A 2365-nucleotide genomic window follows, 5' to 3' on the forward strand; every position below is an offset into this window, starting at 1 on the left:
GCGCGATCAGCTCCTTGGCGAGCGGCGGATGCATCGGGTTGAGCTGCGGGCTCGCCGGCGCCAGCCCCAGCATCTGCCGCGCGGCGGGCACGTAATGCACCTCGTCGAAGACGAATTTGGGCGGCGCCGCGAGCCCGACCATCAGCGCGACATGGGCGATGAAGAAGATCAGCAGCACGGTCGAGAGCGAGCGGCGGACCGACAGGCCGCCCTCCGGCACGGCATCGCCGACATCGTCGTCGTCATCGTCGCGGCGAGCAGCAGATACCTTCATGGGCCTACGCGTTGAACTGATCTCGTCCTGACCGCAACTAAACACCGAAGACGCGTCGAGGCAAACTTGTGTCCCTTTTACAACAACCCCGCGAGCCGTCTTCGGCTAGATTGCACCTGGAACAAACTTCGGTGTGGATATGACTCTGCGTCGCCGAACATGCGTTGCCGCGCTGGCCGCCGCCCTGCTGGGTGTTGCGGGAGAGGCCTGCGCTGACAATCGCATCGGCGAGGCCGTGCTGGTGCAGAAGGACGTGCTGCGCATCGCGGGCGCGTCGACGAGCCCGATCAATGTCGGCGACGGCGTCGTGCGCAACGAGACGGTGCGCACCGGCCAGGACAGCGCCGCGCGCCTGGTGATGATCGACAGCACCAATCTGTCGCTCGGCGCCAATGCGTCGCTGACGCTCGATCGCACCGTGTTCAACGACGAGACCAGCTATCGCGACATCGCCATCCGGCTCGGCACGGGAGCATTTCGTTTCGTCACCGGCCATTCCGACAAGGCCGCCTACAAGATCAACACGCCGCTCGCGACCATCGGCGTGCGCGGCACCATCCTCGACATCCGCTCGCGGCGCGGCGAGACCATGGTGGTGCTGCAGGAAGGCGCATCGCGGGTCTGCACCCTCACCTTCCAATGCATCGAGCTGACCCAGCCCGGCGACACCGCTGTGATCACCGCGACCGGCAGCGGCCGCAGCGCGATCAAGAAGACCAACAACCCGTCCTGGAGCTTCGCCGCCACCTGCACATCGACGTCGGGGCTTTGCACGGTGACCGATCTCGCCAGCAATGCGCCGCCGCAGGACTTCACCGGCATTCTGTGCGGGCGATGATGATGCGAGCGCTCCGCCGTTTCCTCGCTGCACTGACGACCGCACTCGCAACCGGGCTGCTCGCGCTCGTGCTGCAGGCGGCGCCGGCCGCGGCGCAGAGCAGCTGCGACGTGGAGAATTTCGCGGCGGCGCCGTGCCCGACGCCGTCGCCCTCACCGAGCCCCACCGCGACACCGACCCCGACGCCGACCCCGACTCCCATTCCCTCGATCTCGCCGACACCGACGCCGACCGGTGCGGGCAACAGCGCTGCCGCCATCAACGGCCTCGCCGACCAGCGCTTCAACCAGATGATCACCAACCGGGTGCTCGGCCTGGTGCTGCTCGGCGTCAACGAGCAGATCAATTGCAACGACTGCATCAGCGCGTTCGGCTCGGCCGGCTCGTTCTCGGCCGGGATTCACGGCCGCAAGCAGCTCACCAGCAATCTCGCGCTGCTCGCCGGCCTCGCCTACACGCATTACAACGAGAACGGCTATCACGTGACCTCGGCGCCGATCGGCGCCTTTGCGCTGCGCTATGATGTCACCGATTGGGGCTCGTCGCGGCCGTTCTTCGACATCGGCACCATCCTGACGCCCTATGAGCGCGTGCGTTACGGCCGCAGCTACGTCACGAGCCTCGGCAGCGTGACGGTGGACGGCACCACCACCGCGTCGAACTACGCCGTCCATGGCCGCGCCGGATGGATCAGCCGGATGTCGCCGCGCGACGAGATTGCCGCCTCGATCGAGCTGTGGCAGCTGTGGCAGCGCGTCGGCGCCTATCGCGATCCCGCCGTCGCCTTCAATCCGTTCGACGCGTCGATCGCCGGCGGCACCGACCGCACCAGCCTGCTCAAGGTCGGCGGCCAGTGGACGCACCTGTTCGGCTCCAGCATCGAGGCCAATGTCAATGGCGGCTATGTGCAGTCGTTCGCCTCGAAGTCGGGCCTTGTCGCCACCGTCACGGGCAACGGCACGGTGACGCCGACGACGGGCAACCAGGGCTGGTTCGAATATGGCGGCCGGCTCGGCTTCCGCCTGCAGAAGGGCTGGATCGCCGACTTGTTTGTCAACGGCACGCTCGGCCCGCAGCCGGTCGGCAACACCATCCACGGCGGCGTCGGCCTGCGCATCCATTACTAGGCCTTCCAGCCCGCTCAAGAAATCATGATGGCTCTGCGTGCGCGTCGCCTTGACCGGCGCGTGCCTGCGCCCCTATTGAATGATGATCGTCATTCAAATCGACGAGCTCGCCGGAGCGCGCGGAGG

General features: G+C 66.9%; 2 protein-coding genes and 1 pseudogene. 2 read left to right on the top strand and 1 reads right to left on the bottom strand.

The window, feature by feature from the left end:
- Nucleotides 1-274 (bottom strand): annotated as a pseudogene (locus BRAO375_RS19510) (phospholipid carrier-dependent glycosyltransferase); the annotation flags it as partial.
- Nucleotides 275-413: 139 nt separating this feature from the next.
- On the opposite strand from BRAO375_RS19510, the gene BRAO375_RS19515 reads away from it, so the two are divergent.
- Together BRAO375_RS19515 and BRAO375_RS19520 are read left to right on the top strand one after the other, a co-directional pair.
- Nucleotides 414-1112 (top strand): FecR family protein, encoded by a 699-nt coding sequence (locus BRAO375_RS19515; protein WP_009029167.1) that lies wholly within the window; start codon nt 414-416, stop codon nt 1110-1112.
- The gene (locus tag BRAO375_RS19520; protein WP_009029168.1) at nt 1109-2239 is read left to right on the top strand and encodes a hypothetical protein; all 1131 of its coding nucleotides are present in this window, start codon (nt 1109-1111) and stop codon (nt 2237-2239) included. Before BRAO375_RS19515 ends, BRAO375_RS19520 begins: the two co-directional genes overlap by 4 nt.
- The last annotated feature ends 126 nt before the right edge of the window (nt 2240-2365 follow it).

The sequence above is a fragment of the Bradyrhizobium sp. ORS 375 genome (assembly GCF_000239775.1).
Lineage (GTDB): Bacteria > Pseudomonadota > Alphaproteobacteria > Rhizobiales > Xanthobacteraceae > Bradyrhizobium.

What these genes read in the sequence shown, in the direction of transcription:
- BRAO375_RS19515 (WP_009029167.1), top strand. Translation starts at nt 414, where the DNA reads ATGACTCTGCGTCGCCGAACATGCGTTGCCGCGCTGGCCGCCGCCCTG.
- BRAO375_RS19520 (WP_009029168.1), top strand. Translation starts at nt 1,109, where the DNA reads ATGATGATGCGAGCGCTCCGCCGTTTCCTCGCTGCACTGACGACCGCA.